This is a genomic window from Rhizobium sp. 768_B6_N1_8 (assembly GCF_051811225.1).
Lineage (GTDB): Bacteria > Pseudomonadota > Alphaproteobacteria > Rhizobiales > Rhizobiaceae > Rhizobium.
Genome location: NZ_JBPWPV010000001.1, coordinates 3,836,888 through 3,854,243, shown reverse-complemented (window position 1 = coordinate 3,854,243; position 17,356 = coordinate 3,836,888). Strand labels below are relative to the sequence as shown.

The window sequence follows — 17,356 nt, the reverse complement described above, 5'->3', positions numbered from 1 at the left end:
TACGCAAGGACGGCATTGTGGGATTGTGCCTATCCGCGCGCCTTCCATTCGGCGTAGGACCGCATGCCAAACGCAGCATCCGGCTCTTCGTCGAGCACGCTCAGGAATTCGATCGAATGTCCGTCGGGATCGTTGAAATAGAGCGACAGTGCCGGCACCCAGCCGATGACGATCGGTTCGGTGATCGGCTCGCCGTGAAAGCCATGCAGCTTCAGGCCCTTGTGGATCAGCAGCGCCGGCGCCCGCATCATTTCTTCCCGCGACAGGCGGAAGGCCATGTGCAGGCGCATCTTCAAGGGGCCGGTGCCGGTTTCCCAAAGGCCGAGCATGGCGTTCTTCTTGCCGTTCACCCAGAAGAAGGCAATGCGGCGCTCGGGAAATTCGGCGGCGAGCTCCAAGCCGAGAATATCGCGGTAGAAAGGAATGGAGGTCTTCAGATCGGCGACGGTGAGATGGGTTTCATAGATGCCCTGGATCTGGGGCGTCGCGGCATTGTCTGCAAACATATTTTCCTCGATCGGTTCATTGACCGGGTCGAGGCTAAGACCTCAAGTAAAGTTGAGGTCAACAGATCAAATGCGTCAATTGCCGATAGACACCCAGAGCAGTTCCAGACGCTGGGCCTCATCGTCAGGATCATCGCCATAGAGTGTTTCGGCGTCGCTTAACGCTTCGCGCCGATCCTCCTGTTGGCGGAAGATGATGGCATCCAGCAGATGGGCGAGATCGTCGTTGCGGGTGAAGAGCTGCGGTTCTGCCTCCACGAGGCCTGAAAGCACGGCGAGATCGTTGATATGGCCGAGACGTTCAACAAGGTCCTTGGCGAAGTCGCGCTTGGCCTTCATGGCGCTTGGCCAGAGATCGCGCAGAAGCGCGTGATAGAGGCGATAATCGTAGGAGCGCTTGCGCAGCTCGTGGAAATCACCGGCCGCTGTGTCCTCTTGGCAGGCATCGAGCGCCTCCCTGGCGCGCGATGCCGTCCTGCGCCAGCTTTTTGCCAGCATACGGGCATTCTTGCGGTGGCTCTTGTCGAAGGCGACATCGTCGAGTGCCGCGATCGCTTCCCGCAACTTGCCGGCAGCATCATGCAGCCTTTCCTCAAGGCCGCTTTCGGCCTCCGCCATCCAGTCGCGCCGGGCTTCCAGAATGGAAACGATACGGCCGAGCGCCTCGGCCTCTTCCAGATTGCGAGCATTGTCCTGCAGGTAGCGGGCGGTACCAACGATTGCCGCGGCATCGCGGATGGCCGACAGCGACCGTGCCGTTTCTCTCAGCCGGGCATTTTCCCGCTTCTGGAATTCCGGCACTTCGCGGGACACAAGACGATAAAGTGAACGCAGCCGCTTGATGTTCTTGCGGAAGGCGTGGATCGCCTCATGGGCGCCTTCCGGCCGCTTGTCGAGAACGGTGATGGCACGCTTCAGCTGCTCCTCAGCGGTGCTTCGGAACTCGTCGGTAAAGTCGGCCTCAGGCCGTATGCGATAGCCCATGCCTGTCGTGCTCAAATTCTGTGGCCAGCGCCTGATTGGAATAGCGGAAATCGCCTGTGACCTCGCGGCCGAGCCAGGCGGGCAGGGGAGGATTGTCAGTTTCGGCCTGCATCTCGACTTCGGCGATGACGAGGCCGCGATGGGCGCCGGCAAAGACATCGACTTCCCAGACGAAACCTTCATAGGGGACGCGGTAACGCGTTTTTTCGATGACGATACCGATGGCGTTTTCCAACAATTCCTCGGCGTCGGAGACAGGGATCTCGTATTCGAATTCATCGCGGGTGAGGGTGCCGCGGCCGATTTTCATCGTCAGCCGCGCGGTCTTCTCATCAAGGATGCGAATCCGCACAGAGCGATCATCCATCGAGGCGACATAGCCTTGTTTCAGGACCGACTTGGACTCTACGGCAGAGCGCCATGCTTCGCCGCGTACGAGGAACTTCCGTTCGATCTCTTTCGCCATACGAATGAACCTTTTGTGACGATCGTCGCACGGTACCCCAATTTATAATGATTTAATACCCGGCTTGTCGTAGGGGCCGGTTTTATCTCGACAAGCCTCTGTGAGGGCGCTATTCGAAAACCGATTTCAATCGTTTAAGGGAACTGTGGCCATGGGCGAGAAGACAGAAAAACTCCTTTCCATCCTGAAACTCCAGCCCGTCGTTCCGGTCCTGATCGTCGAGGACGCGAAGTCGGCCGTGTCTCTCGCTCGAGCCCTCGTTGCCGGCGGTCTGAAGGCCATCGAGATCACGATGCGCACCCCGGCCGCTCTCGAGGCGGTGCGCGCGGTTGCTGCTGAGGTAGAGGGCGCTGAAGTCGGCGCCGGCACGATCCTCAACGCAGCCCACTGGGAAGCCGCCGTGCAGGCAGGCTCCAAGTTCATCGTCAGCCCCGGCACAACCCAGGAGCTTCTGGATGCCGCCGCCGATTCTCCGGTGCCGCTGCTTCCGGGCGCTGCCACCGCAAGCGAAGTCATGGCGCTACGCGAAGAAGGCTATCAGGTGCTGAAGTTCTTCCCGGCCGAACAGGCTGGTGGTGCGGCCTATCTCAAGGCGCTTTCCTCGCCACTTGCTGGCACGTTCTTTTGCCCGACCGGCGGCATCTCGCTGAAGAATGCCAATGACTATCTGTCGCTGCCGAACGTCATCTGCGTCGGTGGTTCGTGGGTCGCACCGAAGGAACTGGTTGCTGCGGGCGATTGGGCAGGCATCACCAAGCTCGCCTCCGAAGCGTTCGCGCTGAAGGGCTGAGCTCTCAAAGCTTGTCGGTTTTTAGAGCAGGTGGATTTTGAACGAGGGTGGCCGCGCCGCCCTCGTTTGTATTTCGGCAGTCGCAAACCTATGTTCTCCTCCAGCCTCTAGAATAGGGAGAAGATGAGGACATGTTCGACGCAAAGAAGCTACTCGACCAGTTTCTGGGATCACAAGTGCCGGGTGTGGGCGGCAGCGTGCGCGACCGGGCGGGCGACGCGATCCAGATGGCGAAGGACAATCCGTTGAAGACCGCCGGTCTTGCCGCCGTCCTTCTCGGCACCAAGACCGGCCGCGACATTGCCGGCAATGCCGTCGCCATCAGCGGTCTCGCAGCAATCGCAGGTCTCGGATATCAGGCCTGGAAGAATTATCAGGCCGGGCAAGCGCCTGCGGCACCCTCTGATGCGCCGACGGCGAACAATCCCGTTCTCCTGCCTCCGCCCACGGAATCCGGCTTCGGTCCGGCCTCGCCGGCGACCAGCAATGAATTCGTGCTCATCCTCATCCGTGCCATGATCGCTGCCGCCAAGGCCGATGGCCATATCGACGATGCAGAGCGCGCGCTCATCATGGACAAGGTCAAGGCTGCCGATGTCAGCGGCGAGGCAGCGAGCTTCATCGAACGCGAGCTTTCGGAGCCGACGGATATCGATGCACTTATCGCCGCAGCCGTGACCGAGGAACAGAAGGTCGAGCTCTACACAGCCTCGCGCCTGACGATCGAGCCGGATTCGCGTGCCGAACGCGGCTATCTCGATCTGCTTGCGGGCAGGCTCGGTCTTCCCGATCAGCTCGTCGACCATATCGAGGCGACGGTTTCCTCCGCCAAGATCACCCTCTCTCAGTGATGTCAGCGGTACAGTGATCCTGGGGCCAGTTGCCTTTGCGAAGCGGCTGGCCTATCCACTCCCGGACAAGAGGAGTGAGCATGTCCATGAGCCCGGAAAGCCGTTCGCAGGCGATCGCCGCCGCTATCATCCTGTTTTCTGCCGGGCTGGTGATCTACTTCCTGCCGACCATCGTGCTGTGGATCGGCAGTTTCTCGCCGACATTGGCGGTCATCGTCGGCGTCTGCCTGCTGATGTGTTTCTTCGGCATATTCTGGCTGCGGGCGCGCTATCAGCGCAGCAGAAAGCCCTGAAGACTATCCCTGCAGGGAGGCTCCGAGCAGCAATACACCCATCAAGATTACAAGAATTGCACCTGATATCTCGATCGCATTGCCGATCCAGACGGAGGCGGACGAACCGCGGCCGGAGAGGCGCACCGCGGTGCTCTTGGCAGTGACGGCGAGCGTGGCAAGAATTGCAACGGTAATGGCGGTGCCGAGCGACATGGCGACGACCGAGAGCACGCCGCCGAGATAAAGCCCGTTCAGCAGTGAGAAGGTCATGACCAGCAATGCGCCGGAGCAGGGGCGCAAGCCCACGGCAATCACCGCAGACCACGCCTCACGCGCGCTAAACTTGTCGCCGCTGACCAGCGAGGGATCGGGTAGGTGTGAATTGCCGCAGGTCTCGCAGACCATGCCGGGCACATAGGTATGGCCGGGATCCACGGCCTGCGCCTTGCCGTTGAAGCTGAAATTGGCGCTCTGGCGTTCGGCGGCATTGTCCTTCCAGTCCAGCATCATGCTGACAGGCCCGGCCGGCGTTGCCATGAGCCGACGGCGTGGCAGGCTGCCGGCCATCGAGCGCAGCTTTCGGAAGAGCAGCCAGCCACCGAAGAGGATGACCATCACGAAGCTTGCGATTTCCATGGCCTGTGTTGCCATGGTCAGCGTGATACCGGTGCCGCGCAGCACCAGCCACGCGCCGCCGACAAGCACGACGGCCATAACGCCCTGGACGAAGGCTGAGATGAAGGAGATGACGATGCCACGTCGAAGCTCGACTTCGTTGGCGATCATGTAGGACGAGATGACGGCCTTACCGTGGCCGGGGCCGGCGGCATGAAAGACGCCATAGGCAAAGGAAAGGCCGATCAGCGAGGAAAGCTGCCAGGGATCCTGGCGCATCTCCTTCAGCGCGCCAGTCAGCGCACGATAGAAGGCCTGCTGCTCGTAATTCACGTAGAGAAAGAGTGGCGCCAGCGGCCCGCCCGTCGGCTGGAAGCTCGGCTCGGCCGTACCGATGCCGAGCGGCGATTGCGCATGGGCAGCGACGGTCATGACAGCGATCGCAAGCAGGGCGAGGGGCAGGCGCTTTATCAGCATGTGACCTCCAGCCGGGTGGCAAAGAGCTTCGACATATTGGTGCCGGTCGGATCGTTGAAGAAAGCGTCGGTCAGCGACTGCTTGTTTTCCGAGATTACCTCGTCTGCGTCCGGGCGCACGACTGCGTGCTTGCAAGCCTTGAAGCCGTCGCCGACCGTGGCGAGTTCGTTGTCGGTCGGGAAGTCGATCGAGGTGTAGAGCGTCGGATCATAGACGCCGAAGGTCAGCTTGCCCTTCAGCGGCATCTTTTCGACCGGTTTGACCGCAAAAAACATCAGAAGCTGACCTTCCTTGTAGTCGACGTGGATGATGTCGGGCTTCTGGACGGTGATGTTCTTCCCGTTGATCGTCAAGTTCATGTAGTAATCGTAGTCGGCAAGCGAATCTCGGACCGTTTTGCCGACCTCGGCAAGTTCGTTCGGCTCCAACTTCAGATCGGTGTTCTTGTCGAAATCCATGACGACCGAAGAGGAGAAGACCTCATCGAAGCGCCAGACATTGCGCAGTTCCTGAATGCTGCCGTCGGGTGCTGCGACAACTTCCAGCCGCGCTTCCACGAAGATATGCGGATGGGCGAAGGCGGTGGCGGGGGCGAGCGAAAGAAGCCCAGCCGTCAGAAGTGTCGATCTTTTCATGCTTACCCGCTGCCCTGTTCGGTTGGGGTGATTTCTCACCAGAAAATGGGACGGAATTGGGACCGCCCCTGCGACGCTTGGGCGCGCATCCCGCTCGCTTCAGGGATGTTTCTTAAACCAGTTGTAAAGGTAGTCCACGAAGATCCTGACCTTTGCCGGCAGATAGCGGCGGTGCGGATAGACGGCATAGATGCCGCGGTCAGTCGGAATATAGTCGTTGAACAACGTCACCAGCCTGCCGTCCTCAATCGGTTTGCGAGCGATGAAGTCTGGAATCAACGCAATGCCGATCCCTGACAGCGCGGCGCGCAGTGTCGCGTGCGGGCTGTTGACTTCCATCGGGCCGGAAACGGCGACCGCAAAGGAGGTGCTGTCGGGATTGTAGAAGCGGATGCTCGCCTGGTTGCGGGAATTGGTATCGACGATGAAGGGCACGTTCGAGATATCGCTCGGATGCTCGATATTGGGGTAGCGTTCGAGGAATTCCGGCGTGGCGCAGATATGGACGCGGAAATCGGAGATCTTGCGGGCGATCATACCGGAATCTTCGAGTTTGGTGACGCGGACCGCGACGTCGAAGCCTTCCTCGATCAGGTCGACGAATCGGTCGTCGGCGGCGATCTCCAGCTGCAGGTTTGGATTTTCCTTGGCGAAATCGATTAACGATTGGCCGACATCGGCATCGACGAAGGTGCGCGGCACAGAGACCTTCAGGCGGCCCTTCAGCTGCGCATTATTCTCGCGCACGAGGTCGGCGAGGTTGTCGATCTCCTTCAGGATGTCGGACGCCGTGCGATAATAGGTGTGTCCGGCCTCGGTCATCGAGAACTGACGGGTGGTGCGATTGAGCAGCAGGGCGCCGAGTTCGTCCTCCAGTTCGCGTACATATTTCGAGAGCAGCGCCTTGGAGCGGCCGGTGCGCCGCGCGGCGGCGGAAAAACCTTCCGCTTCGACCACATCGATGAAGGCGCGTATGCGGGTCAGCGTGTCCATGATTCCTCCGATCTGTTTCAGAATGTTGAACAAATCTGGCTGTCGTGTTCAATTTATTTTTGGGGCTTGATCAAAAATTCTCTTGATTATGTCGGCGAATATTCTTATTTCCACCTCAGCCCAAAGTCGCACGTGCCCATGGGTGTCCGCCGAACCCTCGAATTGGTGAGGAAATCGGTAAGGTACCTGGAATTAACCCCTCCAGTCGCTATTCCGGCCAACCGGAAAATGCGAGGACGCCTGAAGCAACGACGGTGCGGGCCTTTTTGTTCTCTCCCTGCTTTCCATCAGCGGGGGTTACTGAAGAGGCACACCTTCATTGCCGGAAGTGCGGCAGGGATACTCCCTCCAATCCATGGCAGACAAAGCCGAACCCATACCGCGTCAGCGGCGTTGGTTCACTATTCGCGCATCAAGCGCCGTCAAGGATCCGGGGTCTCCACCGGCTGGTTCCTGAGCGGTTCTTGTATGCCCTTTGTCCTCCGGTTCGTGCCGGAGCTCTGGAATTGGAAGAGGGAATCGATATGACCACCCAGCGCATCCGCGACTTTCTCGCAACCCGACGTCCCGACGGTCCCTGCCTCGTGGTTGACCTCGACGTCATCAGCGACAATTTTCACGCCTTCCGTCACGCCATGCCGGACAGCGCCATCTACTATGCCGTCAAGGCCAACCCGGCTCCGGAAGTGCTGAAGCTGCTTGCAGGCCTCGGCTCCAACTTCGATTGCGCGTCCGTCGCAGAAATCGAAATGGCGCTCGAAGCCGGTGCGACCGCAGCCCGTATCTCCTACGGCAACACGATCAAGAAGGAACGCGACGTCGCCCGTGCGCATGCACTCGGCGTCAGCCTCTTCGCCGTCGACAGCCACGAAGAAGTCGAGAAGATTTCCCGTGCAGCTCCGGGTGCGCGCGTTTTCTGCCGCGTCCTGACCGATGGTGAAGGCGCTGAATGGCCGCTGTCGCGCAAGTTCGGCTGCGTTCCGCAGATGGCCGTCGACGTTCTCGTCTACGCTCATCAGCTCGGCCTGCAGTCCTACGGCGTCTCGTTCCATGTCGGCTCGCAGATGACCAAGGTCGATGCCTGGGATTCGGCTCTTGCCGATGCCAAGCGGGTCTTCGTCCAGCTTGCCAAGCAGGGCATCCACCTGCAGATGGTCAATATGGGCGGCGGCTTCCCGACCAAGTATCTGCGCGATGTTCCGTCCGCAGAAGCTTACGGCAAGTCGATCTACCAGGCGCTGCGTACGCATTTCGGCAACCAGATCCCGCAGACGATCATCGAGCCAGGTCGCGGCATGGTTGGCAATGCAGGTGTCATCAAGGCTGAAGTCGTGCTGATTTCCAAGAAGTCGGACAATGACGACGCCCGCTGGGTCTTCCTCGACATCGGCAAGTTCGGCGGTCTCGCCGAGACGATGGACGAGGCCATCCGCTACCCGATCCGCACCGAGCGCGACGGCGACGAGATGGAGCCCTGCGTGATCGCCGGCCCGACCTGCGATTCGGCCGACGTGCTGTACGAAAGGAACCTCTATCCGCTGCCGATGTCTCTGACGATCGGCGACGAGGTTCTGATCGAAGGTACCGGCGCCTACACGACGACCTATTCGGCGGTCGCTTTCAATGGCTTTGAGCCGCTGAAAGCCTACGTCATCTAAGGTCTTGTTTCTGCCAGCCCCGTAACCAGCCGGGGCGGCAACTTCACAATTTCCAGTCATCACCGCTGATAACGGTATTGGGTACGGGAGGCCAAGATGGCCGCTGTTCTTGATTCTGTCCGCGCATTCTTTGCGCCTGTTACTTTCACCATCGACGCGGAAAATCCGTCCGATGTCGTCGCTCGCGAAACCCTGCTTGACCGCGTCATGGGCTCGGATCGCCGCAAGAAGTCGTCGGAAATGATCCGCCGCAACCGTGTACCGGCCGAAGGCCTGGCGCTGGTCGCGCGCGATCGCGACGGCCATGTGATCGGCACGGTGCGCCTCTGGAATGTCGAAGCCGGCATCAACTACGAGGGTACGCCGCTCGACGCGCTGCTGCTCGGCCCGCTCGCCGTCGATGGTAAGCATGGCGGCAAGGGCATCGGCTCTGCGCTGATGCGCGCGGCGATCCTCGAAGCAAAAAACCGCGGCCACGGCGCGATCCTGCTCGTCGGCGATGCGGACTATTACGAGCGTTTCGGCTTTTTTGCCGAGAAGGCTCGTCACCTTGTCATGCCCGGCCCCTTCGAACGCTCGCGCTTTCTGGCGCTTGAGCTCGTCGAGGGCTGGCTTGGCGGCGCGGCCGGCATGATCGTTCCTTCGGGACGCATGCTGGCCGGCGCGCCGGTCCGGAAGGCGGCCTGACCGGCTGAAGCCCCTCCCTTTCTCGGGAGCGGCTTTTTTGTTGAAGGGCTATCACTGATAGCTCAGGGAGCCTTTGCCTCGACGCGGCCATTGCCGATCAGCCAGCGGACGGCTTCCTGCACGGCTTGTAGTGAGGTGTGCCGCGGCGCGAATCCGAGCAGCCGGCGGGCTTTTTCCATCGAACAGTTGGGGCTGCGGGCGATATGCTCCCAGGTAGCTCTGGCCTCTTCCGGGTTCTGTTTTTTTGCCCAGGCCTCATAGGGAAGGAATTCCAGCTTCGCTTCCTGGCCGAACCAGGCCGCCATCGCCTCGGCGTAGCCTCGCAGCGTGACAGCCTTTTCCGATACCGCGTGGAAGGCCTCGCCAATCGCCGCCTCGGGCTTTGCGATGGCGGCCATGAAGAGCTCAGCAATGTCGTCGGCATGGACATGATGCACCGTTTCCATGCCGAAATTCGGCAGCGCAAGCGTTTCGCCGCGTGCCAGCGTCGTGAAGACAGCGGGGTTGAAATGGCCGGCGGGGTTCAACGGGTTCCAGCCGGGACCGACGATGTGGCCGGGATGGATCAGCGTTACGGGAAAGTTTTTCTCTCGCGCCCTCCGCAGCAGGTCGAATTCGATCGCCGCTTTCTTCACGCCGTAGTCACCGAAGGGCTTCTTCGGTGCCTCCTCCGGTGTCGGGACCACCGTTGAGAAACCATGCGTCCAGATCGTGCCGGTATGAAGAAAATGGCGGACATGACCCTCAAGCGCGGTTGCGAGCTGTTCGTTGCTTTCCGGCGTGAAGCAGATCATGTCGATGACGATCTCGCCCTCCAGCGCACGGATCGCATCGCCGAAGCGGCCTTCGGCTTCGAGCGCTGCGCGGTCCATATGCCTGATATCGGCGCGACTCCATGCTTCATGCGCCTTATAGGGCGCGGCCGTGCCGCGGCTGATCGCTACCACCTCATGGCCGGCCTCGACGAGGCGGGGTACGAGATAGGTGCCGACATGTCCTGTTGCTCCGATGACGATCACGCGGGCCATGCAGTCTCCTCCAGATGCGCATATGGGCTGGTCATGCGCAGTATGTCGTGCCGCTTCGCGGAACTGCAAGTGGCCAGTGCGCGGATCATAAAGTTTCACGTCCGCGTGAATCGGCGCTTTCCGCTGCTGATTTCACCGCGTAGCTGCGCTAGCTCATCGCTCCATGATCAAGCGCCTCGCTCTCTGCCTTCTGCTGCTCGCCCCTATTGCCGCTCTCGCCCAGCAGCAGGGAAGCTCCGTCTCCACTCTTCTGGATAGTCTCGGAAGTCGGGATGAGCTGAAACCGCTGAAAACCGTCATTGTCGCCCGTAATGGGCGCGCGGTGGCAGAGCATGGCTATCGCGGTCATACGCCGTCGGAGCCGAGCAACATCAAATCCGCTTCGAAATCGATTATTTCGGCGCTGGTCGGCATTGCTATCGGCAAGGGCCTGCTGGAAGGGCCGGATCAGAAGATCGCGCCGATCCTGAAGGCGGATCTGCCTGCTTCTCCGGATGCTCGCCTCAACGATATCACGATCGGCAATCTGCTCTCCATGCAGGCGGGGTTGGATCGCATGTCCGGGCCGAATTACGGCCGCTGGGTCTCCTCACGCAACTGGGTGCGTTTTGCGCTCTCGCAGCCTTTCGTCGATCAGCCGGGCGGGGAGATGCTCTATTCCACGGCCTCGACGCATCTTCTCTCCGCTATTTTGACCAAAGTCGGCGGCAAGTCGACGCTGGCGCTGGCGCGAGAGTGGCTCGGTCCCGTCGAGGGCTTTAGCATCGGTGCTTGGGAGCGCGATCCGCAAGGCATCTATCTCGGCGGCAACCAGATGGCGATGAGCGCCCGATCCTTGCTTGCTTTCGGTGAGCTTTACCGCAACGGCGGGCGCACGGACGAAGGCAAACAGGTGGTTCCGGCGGACTGGGTTGCCCAATCCTGGCAGCGCCGCACCAATTCGCGCTTCTCGGGCGATGAATATGGTTACGGCTGGTTTACGCGGCAGATCGGCGGAGAGCAGGTGCATTTCGCCTGGGGCTATGGAGGCCAGATGCTCTATATCGTGCCGTCGCTCAATCTCACGGTCGTCATGACCTCCGAGGAGAGCGGCCCTTCCGCGCGCAACGGCTATCGGGATTCGCTGCACGGCCTGCTGGCTGACATCATCGGCGCGGTACGGGCTGCCTGACGCTGAAAAACCAAATGTCGCTAAATTTTTAGCGAAGCATCCAATCAAACTGCAAATCGCTTCCTGTAGGGTCTGCGGTGTGGGACTTCGGGATAGGCTCGATGCTGCTGGATCTGCGGACAATTTATTTCATCGTTGCGGTGAGCTGCGTCGTTCTGAGCGCTCTCCAGTTCGCTGCCTATGCGACGGGCCGCTTCGAACGCTGGCCGCTCTGGTGGGGCGCCAGCAACCTGCTCGTCGGTATCGGTTCCTTCCTCGTCGCGCTGCGCAATCTCGTTCCCTACTATATCTCCATCGACGCGGGTAATGTGCTGACCATCGTCGGCTACATGCTGATGTTCTTTGCCGTCCGCGCCTTTGCGGGACATCCCATCGACCGGCGCTATTCCTGGCTCGTGATAGTCTGCGGCAGCATGCCCGTGGCGCTTTTCATCAGCGATCCCGCAGCGATATCTGAGCGTCTCCTCTATGTCTCGGTGATCTGCTGCCTCTGTGATATCACGATCGCGAGGGAAGCAGCCGGCATTCTCCGCCGCGAGAAACTTTATTCGGCGGCTCTTCTTCTGGGGCTTTACGTCGTCACCGCGGCGATCTTCGCAGTTCGCAGCCTTCTCGCCGCAACCGGAGACATCGGCGGGCCGGATCCCTTCGGCGGCAGCGTCATCCATAGCTGGATGGCGGTATCGGCCGTGGCCTTCATCATGCTTCGCAGCATGGCAATGGTGCTGATGGCGGCCGAAAGGAGCCGGAACCAGCTCATCGAGCTTGCGCATCACGATCCCCTGACCGGAATGCTCAACCGTAGCGGCCTGGCCCAGCATGTGCCGTTGCTTACCGGCCAGCCGGTATCGCTCCTCGTCATCGATATCGACAATTTCAAGCAGTTGAACGACCAGCACGGTCATGCCGCCGGCGACGAGGTCCTGCGACTTTTCTCTAAAGTGTCGAAGGGCATCATGCGCTCCGGAGATCCGCTCGCCCGGCAAGGCGGGGATGAATTCCTGGCGGTGCTCCGCAATGTCGATCGGGACGAGGCGATAGAGATCGCAAACCGCATCCGTCTTTCCTTTGCGGCAGCCGTCATGCAGATGCCGGATCTGGCGATCTTCCCAACGTTGAGCATCGGCGTTTCCACACGCACGGACGAGGCCGGGGATTTCGAGCGGCTCGTGCAGAAGGCGGATGAGGCGCTCTACCGTTCGAAGCGCGAAGGCCGCAACCGCGTCGAGGCGGCAGGAGAAAACCAGCAAGCCGCTTAGATATTCTGATCCATCGTTTCGGCCGGAATTTCATCATTGCGATGAATACGCACGACAGCCGCCGGAACACCGGCAACCGTGCAATGAGCTGGGACCGCTTTCAGTACGACACTGCCGGCCGCGATCTTGCTGAAAGCGCCGATCTCGATATTGCCGAGGATCTTTGCACCGGCGCCGATCATCACGCCGTGGCGGATTTTCGGGTGGCGATCACCTGTCTCCTTGCCCGTACCACCAAGCGTAACGTTCTGCAGGATAGAGACTTCATCTTCGATGACGGCCGTCTCGCCGATGACGATGCCCGACCCATGGTCGAGCATGATCGAGGAACCGATACTTGCAGCCGGATGGATATCCGGACCGAAGACCAGCGAGGCGAGGTTTGAAAGCCAGCTCGCAATCTCGACACGGCCAACCATCCACAGGGCATGGGCAATGCGATGGGTCTGCAGGGCGTGAAAGCCCTTGAGGTTCAACAATGCGTGCAGATAGGTGGTGCAGGCGGGATCTCGTTCGCGCACGGCCAGAAGATCGGCTTCGATGGCGGCGCCGATATCGGGGTGTTCCTGCAGTGTGCTGTAAAACAGCTGGAACAGGTCTTCGGCATCGACCCTCGCGACTGAGAGGCGCGCCGAAATCACATGCGCGATGATGTCAGCGTCATTCTCTGCGCGGATGATCTGTGTTTCAAGGAGTGTCCGCAGGGTTGGTTCCCGCGTTGCCAGATCGACCGCTTCCGTGCGGATTGCCGACCAGACGGACCAGAACGCGCGCGGCTCATCGGCGGCAGCGTTATTCGGAACAGGCATTGTCGGGTCCTTCTCAAAAATCTTCTTGCGACGGCGTGTCAGCGATGGGCTGGGCCGGGATCATACACCGGTTCTGGTAGGCGGCGCCAATGATAGAGCATGTCGGGCTCTCTTTCCTCGTTGCCGCTGCCGTCTGTTTCTTCAATGGACGAGAATCCATGTGATTCATAGAAGGCACGGGCGCGGCGATTTTGCTGGAAGGTCCAGAGGCGAATATCGTCCATATCATTCATTGCCGAAGAGAGAAGCGTCGTACCGATTCCCGCACGCTGGGCGTCGGGCAGAACGTAGAGCTGCTCGATCCAACCATTGCCGTAGGCGGTAACGCCAACCAGCCGTCTGTCGACAAGCGCGCCAAGAACCGTGTGTTCTCGCAGCAGATGTGTTCGCCAGTATTCCTCGTCTTCCTCAGGGGCGTGAAGATCGGGAAGGTGCGGCATCACGCTCCATAGTGCGATGCGCCGCACCATGGCAGCCTCATACATGTCCTTGGAACCCAGGGCTGTAACTTCGACAGCCATGGGATCAGGCCGTCGCAATATCCACGACGCCGCAATCGCCGGTCTCGGAAGCAAAAGCGAGCAGCTTGCCGTCCTTGCTCCAGCTCATACCGGTGATAGCGCCCCTGCCGGGGCGGCGCAGCAGCGCTTCCTTGCTGTCGGCGAGGCGAACGGCAAGGATCATGCCGTCGATGAAGCCAATGGCGAGTATATCCTCGACCGGGTGGAATTTCACCGCAGTTGCCATGATGTTGGAGCGGGTGCCGAGCTCCAGCGGCGCCTTGCCCATCGGACCGTCCTTGCCCTGGAAGGGCCAGACGATGGCGGCAGGCGCACCGGAGGAGGCAAGCCACTTGCCCTTGGCGGACCAGGAGAGCGACTTCACCTTGGCCGGATAGCCGGTCATACGCATGTGGCGGGCTTCGGTGCCCGACTTGACGTCGAGCTTCCAGCCGTGAAGCGCATTTTCCTGCATTGATGTGACCAGGAAATTGCCGTCGGGCGAGAACGTGACGCCGGTATGGGCGCCCTTCCATTCGAGATCAACAGGCTTGGCGCTTGTGCCGACCCAATGCAGCGATACGCCGTTATAACGGGCTGCTGCGATGCGCAGGCCCTTGGGTGCGAAGGCGATGCCTTCGACCGTGCGCTCTTCGGGAAATTCCTTCGTCGTGCCATCGGTGAGGCGCACGAGCGTGCTCTTGCCATAGGAATAAGCGATCGCACCCTGCGGGCCGGCGGCGACTTGCGAAATCCACTTGCGCGGGGCCGAGGCAATTTCGCTGACGCCGCCGTCAGCGCTAATGCGCAGCACCTTGCCATCCTCGCCGCCCGAAATCAGGCTTTCGCTGTAGGGGTCGCGGATCGCTGTCAGCATGCCCTGATGGGCTTCGATCACCTTATCGCCGCCATCGAGCCGGTGAAAGGTACCGTCGGCATTCGCGAAAAAGGGGACATCACCTAAAAATTCGACGGCCAGAACGTGGCCGTCGAGATCAAGCGGTGCAACTGTTGGCATCAGGCGGTCGCCTCGCACGCCTTGAAGGATTCTTCCAGCTTTGCGCGATCAAGGTCGCGACCGATGAAGACGAGACGGCTTTCGTGCTTTTCGCCATCCTTCCACGGACGCTGGTGATCGCCTTCGATGATCATATGCACGCCCTGGACGACATAACGCTCGGCGTCCTCCTTGAAGGCGATGATGCCCTTGAGGCGCAGGATGTTCGGGCCCTGCGTCTGGGTGATCTTCTGGATCCAGGGGAAGAAGCGCTCCGGGTTCATCTCGCCGCCGCGCAGCGAAACGGACTGCACCGTTATGTCATGGATGGCCGACATCTCACCATGATGATGGTGGTGATGGTCGTGGTCATGATCGTGATGATGGTGGTCATGACCATGGTGATCATGATCGCAGTCCGGGCCGCAGACATGATCACCATGGTCATGCTCGAGGAAATGCGGATCGTTTTCCAGCGCGCGCTCGAGGTTGAAGGCGCCCTGGTCCAGAACGCGGGCAAGATCAACGCCGGAACGGCTTGTCTTGTGGACGCGAGCAGCGGGGTTGATGGCGTTCACGATGTCTTCGATCTGGGCCAGTTCTTCTGGCGTGACGAGATCGGTCTTGTTGATGATAACGACGTCGGCGAAGGCGATCTGGTCTTCGGCCTCGCGGCTGTCCTTCAGGCGCAGCGGCAGGTGCTTGGCATCGACGAGGGCAACAACGGCGTCGAGTTCGGTCTTGGCGCGGACGTCATCATCCATGAAGAAGGTCTGGGCAACCGGAACCGGATCGGCGAGGCCGGTGGTTTCGACGATGATGCCGTCAAAACGGCCGGGACGGCGCATCAGGCCCTCGACGACGCGGATCAGGTCGCCTCGGACCGTGCAGCACACACAGCCATTGTTCATTTCGTAGATTTCTTCGTCGGATTCGACGATCAGGTCGTTGTCGATGCCGATCTCGCCGAACTCGTTGACGATGACTGCATATTTCTTGCCGTGGTTTTCGGAAAGGATGCGGTTGAGCAGCGTCGTCTTGCCGGCACCGAGATAACCGGTGAGCACGGTGACGGGGATGGGCTTCTGCTGTGTCTGGATCGCGTCGGTCATGAGAACCTCGAAAGTAGGATATTGACCCCGAGGGCAAAGTGCGGGGCCTGAATGGGTCGGTTTCATATAGGCGCTTGGAAGCGGCAGTTCAAAGGGTTTTGTATGTTATAAGATCACATTGCTTTCTATGCAAAGCCGCGCCTTCATCGCAGCGTTTCTGCGTCGAAAGCATCGACATCCTGCAGCAGCTCCACCAATCCGCTGACCGCATGGGCTATCAGCGCCTCACCCTTTTCTGCAGTCGCCTTTTTCGCATTGCCTGCAGCGCCTTGCGGGTTGAGATCGGACATCTTCCAGCCGAAGGCATGCGGGCCATAGGCGCGCAGGTGCTTGAAGCACCGGGCGAACTCTGTCTGGTTGGAAGGGAAGTCGGCAGCTTTCTCCATATCCACCCTGTCCGGATAGAGCGCCAGCATGACGGATGTTTCGATATCTCCGCCATGAATGTCTACAGCCTTTTCATCCGGCAAGATCACACCCTCCGGCAGGCCGAAGCGGGTCCAGCTCGTGGCGACGGCCAGCATGCTGAAGCGCACACGCGCTTCCGTGGCGACGATGGTCATCAGCGGCGAGTTGCCGCCATGGGCATTCAGCATCACGAATTTGCGGATACCGAGCTTCGAGAGGTTTTCAGCGATATCGAGCCAGCGCTTTACGGCTGTATCGAAAGGGAGCGTCTTCGTTCCTTCAACATCCATGTGCTCTAAGGAGTAGCCGACCGATTCGATGGGGAGTACGGTGACGGGCAAACCGGCCGGCAGGGCGGTTTTCAGCCTGTTGACGATGCCCTGCGCGATCAATGTGTCGGTTTCGAAGGGCAGATGGGGGCCGTGCTGTTCATGTGCGCCGAGTGGCAGGACCGCTATCCACCGGCGGCGTGCCTCCGGAGCGAGTGCCGGATCATTGTCCTCGAAACGGAACGACGGAACCAACATCGGGCGTTGCCTCTTGTTTATGACGAGATGATGGGCAATGTCATAACCCAGCCTGGGCAGTGCTTAAAGATCAAAGGGATGGCAATGGGCAAGAAGCATAAGGACGGCAAGAAGCACAAGAAAAAGAAGGACCAGACCGAGTATACGCTTGTCGATCTTTCGCCGGCTCTGACGCAGGCTGCTCGCTCCATGCGTACGGTCCTGTCGCGCAACCTTCTTGAAAGTGGTCTCTATGCCGGCCAGGACGGGGTCATCACTTCCCTTGCCGAAAGCGATGGTATGACAGCCGGCGGGCTTGCCCAGAAGCTCGGTGTCAAGGCGCCCACCATGACCCGCACCATCGGCCGCATGGAGGCTCAGGGCTTCCTGGAACGCAAGCCTGACGCCGAAGACGCCCGCCTCACCAAGGTATACCTCACTGAACTCGGTCGTGGCAGCGTGCAGGCAATCGAGCTTGCGGCTTCCTCCTGCGACAAGCTGGCGACGCTCGATTTCTCCGAAAAGGAGATCCGCAATCTGGTGCGTCTGCTCAAGGCGATCGACGCCAATCTGCAGGCGGAGGCAATGCATGTCGACGAAGATGAGGAAGACTGAAGATTTCCTCAAAA

At 60.2% G+C, this 17,356-nt stretch carries 20 protein-coding genes; 8 read left to right on the top strand and 12 right to left on the bottom strand.

Annotated elements, in window-relative coordinates; translation table 11 throughout:
• Positions 1 to 29 precede the first annotated feature (29 nt).
• From AB8B33_RS19740 to AB8B33_RS19730, 3 genes are all read right to left on the bottom strand, one after another.
• The gene (locus tag AB8B33_RS19740; RefSeq protein WP_439016613.1) at positions 30 to 506 is read right to left on the bottom strand and encodes a VOC family protein; all 477 of its coding nucleotides are present in this window, start codon (positions 504 to 506) and stop codon (positions 30 to 32) included.
• Positions 507 to 581: 75 nt separating this feature from the next.
• Entirely contained in the window at positions 582 to 1,490 is a 909-nt protein-coding gene (locus tag AB8B33_RS19735) for a CHAD domain-containing protein (protein ID WP_439016611.1), read from the bottom strand.
• Positions 1,468 to 1,956, bottom strand: coding sequence for a CYTH domain-containing protein (locus AB8B33_RS19730; protein WP_113321912.1), 489 nt, complete (start codon positions 1,954 to 1,956; stop codon positions 1,468 to 1,470). Before AB8B33_RS19730 ends, AB8B33_RS19735 begins: the two co-directional genes overlap by 23 nt.
• A 151-nt stretch (positions 1,957 to 2,107) precedes the next feature.
• On the opposite strand from AB8B33_RS19730, the gene AB8B33_RS19725 reads away from it, so the two are divergent.
• From AB8B33_RS19725 to AB8B33_RS19715, 3 genes are all read left to right on the top strand, one after another.
• On the top strand, positions 2,108 to 2,746 hold the full coding sequence (locus tag AB8B33_RS19725; RefSeq protein ID WP_113321911.1) for a 2-dehydro-3-deoxy-phosphogluconate aldolase: 639 nt from the start codon (positions 2,108 to 2,110) through the stop codon (positions 2,744 to 2,746).
• Positions 2,747 to 2,877: 131 nt separating this feature from the next.
• Positions 2,878 to 3,597, top strand: a complete 720-nt coding sequence (locus AB8B33_RS19720) for a tellurite resistance TerB family protein (RefSeq protein WP_439016610.1) — start codon at positions 2,878 to 2,880, stop codon at positions 3,595 to 3,597.
• An 86-nt stretch (positions 3,598 to 3,683) separates the two neighbouring features.
• Positions 3,684 to 3,890 (top strand): hypothetical protein, encoded by a 207-nt coding sequence (locus tag AB8B33_RS19715; RefSeq protein ID WP_037104016.1) that lies wholly within the window; start codon positions 3,684 to 3,686, stop codon positions 3,888 to 3,890.
• A gap of 3 nt (positions 3,891 to 3,893) precedes the next feature.
• Here the strand turns inward: AB8B33_RS19715 and AB8B33_RS19710 are convergent, their stop codons facing one another.
• The 3 genes from AB8B33_RS19710 to AB8B33_RS19700 all read right to left on the bottom strand — a co-directional run bounded on the left by AB8B33_RS19710 (position 3,894) and on the right by AB8B33_RS19700 (position 6,592).
• Positions 3,894 to 4,964, bottom strand: coding sequence for a nickel/cobalt transporter (locus AB8B33_RS19710; protein ID WP_439016609.1), 1,071 nt, complete (start codon positions 4,962 to 4,964; stop codon positions 3,894 to 3,896).
• Complete coding sequence (locus AB8B33_RS19705; RefSeq protein WP_113321908.1) at positions 4,958 to 5,599, bottom strand: DUF1007 family protein; 642 nt, start codon at positions 5,597 to 5,599, stop codon at positions 4,958 to 4,960. The genes AB8B33_RS19710 and AB8B33_RS19705 overlap by 7 nt, the downstream gene beginning before the upstream one ends.
• Before the next feature lie 99 nt (positions 5,600 to 5,698).
• A complete protein-coding gene (locus AB8B33_RS19700) occupies positions 5,699 to 6,592 on the bottom strand; it encodes a LysR family transcriptional regulator (RefSeq protein ID WP_113321907.1) in 894 nt (297 codons plus the stop codon).
• A gap of 524 nt (positions 6,593 to 7,116) precedes the next feature.
• On the opposite strand from AB8B33_RS19700, the gene odc2 reads away from it, so the two are divergent.
• Together odc2 and AB8B33_RS19690 are read left to right on the top strand one after the other, a co-directional pair.
• On the top strand, positions 7,117 to 8,250 hold the full coding sequence (gene odc2 / locus AB8B33_RS19695; RefSeq protein ID WP_439016608.1) for an ornithine/lysine decarboxylase: 1,134 nt from the start codon (positions 7,117 to 7,119) through the stop codon (positions 8,248 to 8,250).
• A 96-nt stretch (positions 8,251 to 8,346) separates the two neighbouring features.
• Positions 8,347 to 8,937, top strand: a complete 591-nt coding sequence (locus tag AB8B33_RS19690; RefSeq protein WP_113321905.1) for a GNAT family N-acetyltransferase — start codon at positions 8,347 to 8,349, stop codon at positions 8,935 to 8,937.
• 62 nt (positions 8,938 to 8,999) lie between these two features.
• On the opposite strand, the gene AB8B33_RS19685 is transcribed toward AB8B33_RS19690, so the two are convergent.
• Positions 9,000 to 9,965, bottom strand: coding sequence for an NAD-dependent epimerase/dehydratase family protein (locus AB8B33_RS19685; protein ID WP_439016607.1), 966 nt, complete (start codon positions 9,963 to 9,965; stop codon positions 9,000 to 9,002).
• 163 nt (positions 9,966 to 10,128) lie between these two features.
• On the opposite strand from AB8B33_RS19685, the gene AB8B33_RS19680 reads away from it, so the two are divergent.
• Together AB8B33_RS19680 and AB8B33_RS19675 are read left to right on the top strand one after the other, a co-directional pair.
• A complete protein-coding gene (locus tag AB8B33_RS19680; RefSeq protein ID WP_439016606.1) occupies positions 10,129 to 11,136 on the top strand; it encodes a serine hydrolase domain-containing protein in 1,008 nt (335 codons plus the stop codon).
• Positions 11,137 to 11,237: 101 nt separating this feature from the next.
• Entirely contained in the window at positions 11,238 to 12,395 is a 1,158-nt protein-coding gene (locus AB8B33_RS19675) for a GGDEF domain-containing protein (protein WP_439016605.1), read from the top strand.
• Here the strand turns inward: AB8B33_RS19675 and cysE are convergent.
• The 5 genes from cysE to AB8B33_RS19650 all read right to left on the bottom strand — a co-directional run bounded on the left by cysE (position 12,392) and on the right by AB8B33_RS19650 (position 16,748).
• Positions 12,392 to 13,204, bottom strand: a complete 813-nt coding sequence (cysE, locus tag AB8B33_RS19670) for a serine O-acetyltransferase (RefSeq protein ID WP_439016604.1) — start codon at positions 13,202 to 13,204, stop codon at positions 12,392 to 12,394. The genes AB8B33_RS19675 and cysE overlap by 4 nt on opposite strands.
• A 38-nt stretch (positions 13,205 to 13,242) precedes the next feature.
• On the bottom strand, positions 13,243 to 13,725 hold the full coding sequence (locus AB8B33_RS19665) for a GNAT family N-acetyltransferase (protein ID WP_439016603.1): 483 nt from the start codon (positions 13,723 to 13,725) through the stop codon (positions 13,243 to 13,245).
• Between the two features lie 4 nt (positions 13,726 to 13,729).
• A complete protein-coding gene (locus AB8B33_RS19660; protein ID WP_439016602.1) occupies positions 13,730 to 14,722 on the bottom strand; it encodes a WD40 repeat domain-containing protein in 993 nt (330 codons plus the stop codon).
• Positions 14,722 to 15,813: a CobW family GTP-binding protein gene (locus AB8B33_RS19655; protein ID WP_439016601.1), complete on the bottom strand. Its 1,092-nt coding sequence runs from the start codon at positions 15,811 to 15,813 to the stop codon at positions 14,722 to 14,724. Before AB8B33_RS19655 ends, AB8B33_RS19660 begins: the two co-directional genes overlap by 1 nt.
• A 143-nt stretch (positions 15,814 to 15,956) precedes the next feature.
• On the bottom strand, positions 15,957 to 16,748 hold the full coding sequence (locus AB8B33_RS19650; RefSeq protein ID WP_439016600.1) for a creatininase family protein: 792 nt from the start codon (positions 16,746 to 16,748) through the stop codon (positions 15,957 to 15,959).
• Between the two features lie 84 nt (positions 16,749 to 16,832).
• On the opposite strand from AB8B33_RS19650, the gene AB8B33_RS19645 reads away from it, so the two are divergent.
• On the top strand, positions 16,833 to 17,342 hold the full coding sequence (locus AB8B33_RS19645; protein WP_113321898.1) for a MarR family transcriptional regulator: 510 nt from the start codon (positions 16,833 to 16,835) through the stop codon (positions 17,340 to 17,342).
• Positions 17,343 to 17,356 lie beyond the last annotated feature (14 nt).